General features: G+C 67.2%; 5 protein-coding genes. 4 read left to right on the forward strand and 1 reads right to left on the reverse strand.

Annotated features, from left to right (window positions below; all coding sequences use genetic code 11):
• From WA702_RS28005 to cobJ, 3 genes are all read left to right on the forward strand, one after another.
• Nucleotides 1–468: precorrin-8X methylmutase (locus tag WA702_RS28005; RefSeq protein ID WP_425113785.1), on the forward strand; the 468-nt coding region annotated here is incomplete at its 5' end.
• The gene (locus WA702_RS28010) at nt 465–1,223 is read left to right on the forward strand and encodes a precorrin-2 C(20)-methyltransferase (protein ID WP_425113786.1); all 759 of its coding nucleotides are present in this window, start codon (nt 465–467) and stop codon (nt 1,221–1,223) included. The genes WA702_RS28005 and WA702_RS28010, both read left to right, overlap by 4 nt.
• On the forward strand, nt 1,220–1,984 hold the full coding sequence (cobJ, locus tag WA702_RS28015; RefSeq protein WP_425113787.1) for a precorrin-3B C(17)-methyltransferase: 765 nt from the start codon (nt 1,220–1,222) through the stop codon (nt 1,982–1,984). Before WA702_RS28010 ends, cobJ begins: the two co-directional genes overlap by 4 nt.
• On the opposite strand, the gene WA702_RS28020 is transcribed toward cobJ, so the two are convergent.
• Entirely contained in the window at nt 1,951–2,721 is a 771-nt protein-coding gene (locus WA702_RS28020) for a cobalt-precorrin-6A reductase (RefSeq protein WP_425113788.1), read from the reverse strand. The two genes, cobJ and WA702_RS28020, sit on opposite strands and share 34 nt — an antisense overlap.
• Before the next feature lie 14 nt (nt 2,722–2,735).
• On the opposite strand from WA702_RS28020, the gene cbiE reads away from it, so the two are divergent.
• On the forward strand, nt 2,736–3,971 hold the full coding sequence (cbiE, locus tag WA702_RS28025) for a precorrin-6y C5,15-methyltransferase (decarboxylating) subunit CbiE (protein ID WP_425113789.1): 1,236 nt from the start codon (nt 2,736–2,738) through the stop codon (nt 3,969–3,971).
• Nucleotides 3,972–4,065 lie beyond the last annotated feature (94 nt).

Genomic DNA, 4,065 nt, shown 5'->3' on the forward strand with positions numbered 1-4,065 from the left:
GCGATGTCGCACGATTTCGCCGCAGCAGCGCGCGAGGCGCTGAACCGCGGCGCGCCCATCCTGTGCGACGCCAAGATGGTGGCACAGGGTATTACGCGGCCGCGGCTGCCAGCTAACAATGAAATCATCTGTACCCTCGACAATCCCGAGGTGCCGGCCCTGGCGGCACGGCTCGGCACCACGCGCTCGGCTGCGGCGATGGAGCTGTGGCGGCCGCATCTTGCCGGTGCGCTGGTGGCGATCGGCAACGCGCCGACCTCACTGTTCCATCTGCTCGACATGCTCGATGCCGGTGCGCCACGGCCCGCGGCCGTGATCGGCACCGCCGTCGGCTTTGTCGGCGCGGCGGAGTCGAAGGAGGCGTTGGCGGCGGACGGGCGCGTGCCGTATCTCATCGTCAAAGGGCGTAAGGGCGGCAGCGCCATGGCGGTCGCCGCCATCAATGCCATTGCGAGCGACGCTGAATGAGCCGGCTCGACGATATCGCAGGCTGCGCGCGCGCCGGGACGCTGTACGGCATCGGGGTCGGGCCGGGCGACGTGCGATACCTGACCTTGCGTGCCGCGGGGCTGGTGTGCTCGGTCGATGTCGTGGCCTATTTCGCCAAGCGCGGGTTGGAGGGCAATGCGCGCGGCATCGTGACGCCGTTGATCGGAGCTGATCGCCACGAGCTGCGGCTGGAATATCCGGTGACCGAAGAGGTGCCGGTTGCGGACGCGTCCTATCAGACGCAAATCGCGGAGTTCTATCGCCGCGCCGCCGACAGCATCGCCGCGCACTTGCGCGAGGGGCGCTCGGTCGGGCTGCTCGCCGAGGGCGATCCGTTCTTCTATGGCTCCTTCATGCATATGTGGCGGCGGCTCGAGCGCGATCATCCGGTCGAGATCGTGCCGGGTGTCACAGGCATGTCCGGTTGCTGGACTCGGGCCAACGTGCCGATCACCTGGGGCGACGATATCCTGTCGGTGCTGCCGGGCACGCTTGCCGAGGACGTTCTCTCGGATCGGCTGACGCGCTGCGAGGCGGCCGTGATCATGAAGGTCGGGCGCAACCTGCCGAAGGTGAAGCGCGCGGTCGCGAGCGCCGGCCTGTTGGCGCGTGCGCTCTATGTCGAGCGCGGCACCATGGAGGATCAGCGCATCACGCCGTTGGCCGATTGCAACCAGGAGCGGGGGCCTTACTTCTCGATGGTCCTGATCCCCGGTCAGGGGCGGGCGCTATGACCGGATCGCTCACGGTGGTGGGATTGGGGCCCGGGCGGGCCGAGCTGACGACGCCGGCGGCGTCGGCGGCGCTCGCAGACGCCACCGATCTGATCGGCTATGGACCTTATCTCGACCGCATCGTTGCCGCGCCTGCGGGACAAAGGCGGCACGCGAGCGACAATCGCGTCGAGCTCGATCGCGCGCGGCATGCGCTGGAGCTGGCGGCATCGGGCAAATCCGTGGCCGTGGTGTCCGGCGGCGATCCCGGCGTATTCGCGATGGCGGCCGCAGTGTTTGAGGCGATCGAGGCGGGACCAGCGGAATGGCGTGCGCTCGATATTCGCGTCGAGCCGGGCGTGACCGCGATGCTGGCGGCGGCGGCCGAGATTGGCGCGCCGCTCGGTAGCGATTTCTGCGCTATTTCTCTGTCAGATAATCTCAAATCATGGACGACGATCACGCGTCGCCTCGAAGCAGCCTGCGTCGGCGACTTCGTCATCGCGCTCTATAATCCACTCTCGAAAGCGCGGCCGCATCAGCTAGGTGAGGCCTTCGATATCCTGCGTCGGCACAAATCGCCGTCCAGCGTCATTGTGATGGTGCGCGCGGCCGGTTCGGGCGAGATGCGGCGGATCACGACGACGCTTGGCGAAGTCGACCCCAACAAGGCCGACATGCGCACGCTGGTGCTGATCGGTTCGTCGGCAACACGGCTGATTGCGCGTGACGGCGGGGAGCCATGGATCTACACGCCACGGCGCGAGGAGCTTGCGCCATGAGCAAGCTGCGTCTCGAGCCAATGCATTGCGGCCTCGGGTACATCGAGTGCCACGCCGTGCGGCTTGTGCGGGCGGCTGATCATCACCACCGGAAGCTGCAAGCGGCGGCTTGCGACGATCTTCGGGTAGGTGGCAGCGCCGCCGGAATTCTTCGAGACGATCATGTCGATTTTCTCGCGCGCGAGAAAGGCTTGTTCGGTTGCAATATCGAACGGACCGCGGTCATAAACAAAGCGAATGTCCGGAGGCAGCGTGACATCAGGCGGGTCGATGGTGCGCGCGATGTAGTGATGCTGGGGCGCGGCCGCGAAGGCGGCAAGCTCCTGCCGGCCGATGCTAAGGAAGACACGCGCGGGCGCATCGCCGAGCGCGTGTGCTGCGGCCCCGGTGGTTTCGACCTCGATCCAGTTGTCGCGGCCGTCTTCGCGCGCCCACGGCGCGCGGATGATCGAGCCGAGCGGAATCGAGATCCCGTTGCAGGCGGCGACCGCATGGGCCGAGATCTGTGCGGCATAGGGGTGAGTGGCGTCGACGACCGCCGCGATGCCGTTGTCGCGCAACCAGGTTTCAAGACCGGCAATGCCGCCAAAGCCGCCGATGCGGGTCGGCAACACCTGCTGCTTCGGCGAGACGGTGCGGCCGGCGAGCGACATCGTCGCTTCGAACCTGCTGTCGTCGGCCAGCAGCCGTGCGAGCTGCGAGGCTTCAATGGTGCCGCCGAGAATGAGAATGCGCATGCGGGGCGAGGTCCGTGGTGAACTCGGGCGCAATTTGCAACGCGATCCGCTGGCTGTCCATCATCGGCATCGGCGAAGATGGCATCAGCGGCCTGTCGCCGGCGGCGCAGCGCCTGGTCGCCAACGCGAAGCTCGTGGTCGGCGGTGCGCGGCATCTTGATCTTGCGCGATCGTTGATATCGGGCGAGCAGCTTGTATGGCCTACTCCATTGCATCAGGCATTCGATCTGATCGCGGCGCGGTGCGGCGAGCCGGTCGTGGTGCTCGCCAGCGGTGATCCCTTCAATTACGGCGTCGGCAAGCAGCTCGCCGAGCGGTTCCTGCCCGAGGAAATCCTGTGCCTGCCGCAGCCTTCGGCGTTCAGCCTGGCTGCCGCGCGTATGGGCTGGCCGCTGCAGGACACGTCACAGGTCAGCCTGCACGGCCGTGCGATCGAAGGCGTGATCCGGCATCTGAGCCCGGGTGCACGTATCCTGGCGCTGTGTTGGGACGGGGCGACACCGGCAAAGCTCGCCACGCTGCTCACGGCGCGCGCCATGGGCGGCTCGCGGATGACCGTGCTGGAGGCAATGGGCGGGCCGCAGGAGCGGGTGCGCAGCGCGTCGGCCTGCTCATTCGACTTGCAACACATCAACGCGCTGACGACCGTTGCCATCGAGGTCGTTGCGGAGCCCGACGCGACGGTGATCGGCCTTGCTCCTGGACTTGCCGACGATCTGTTCGAGCACGACGGTCAATTGACCAAGCGCGAGATCCGCGCCGTCACACTCTCCGCGCTGGCGCCACGGCCCGGTGAACTGTTGTGGGATGTCGGGCTTGGCGCCGGTTCGGTCGCGATCGAGTGGTTGCTGCGGCACGCCTCGTTGCGCGCCATCGGCATCGAGGTGCGGCAGGATCGCGCCGACCGTGCTGCCCGCAACGCGCTCGCACTCGGCGCGCCGGATCTGAAGATCGTGGTCGGCGCGGCGCCAGCGCCTCTCGTTGGCCTCGACGCACCGGATGCTGTCTTCATCGGGGGCGGCCTCTCGGAGAACGGCGTGTTCGAAGCGGTCTGGGCGCGGTTGAGGCGCGGCGGACGGCTGGTCGCCAATGCCGTTTCGCTGCAAGGCGAGGCGCGGCTCGCGGCGTTGTTCGAAACGCATGGGGGCGAGCTGGTTCGTCTGGCGGTGTCGCATGCCAGACCCGTCGGCACCATGCACGGCTTCAAGCCGGCAATGCCGGTCACGCAATGGCGGGTGACCAGGCCATGATCGCGCTCGGGATCGGCTGTCGGCGCAATACGCCCATTGAAGACATCGAGGCTGTCATTGCACAGGCGCTCGATGCTGCGTCGCTATCGATCGC

The organism is Bradyrhizobium sp. (assembly GCF_049798375.1).
Classification (GTDB): domain Bacteria; phylum Pseudomonadota; class Alphaproteobacteria; order Rhizobiales; family Xanthobacteraceae; genus Bradyrhizobium.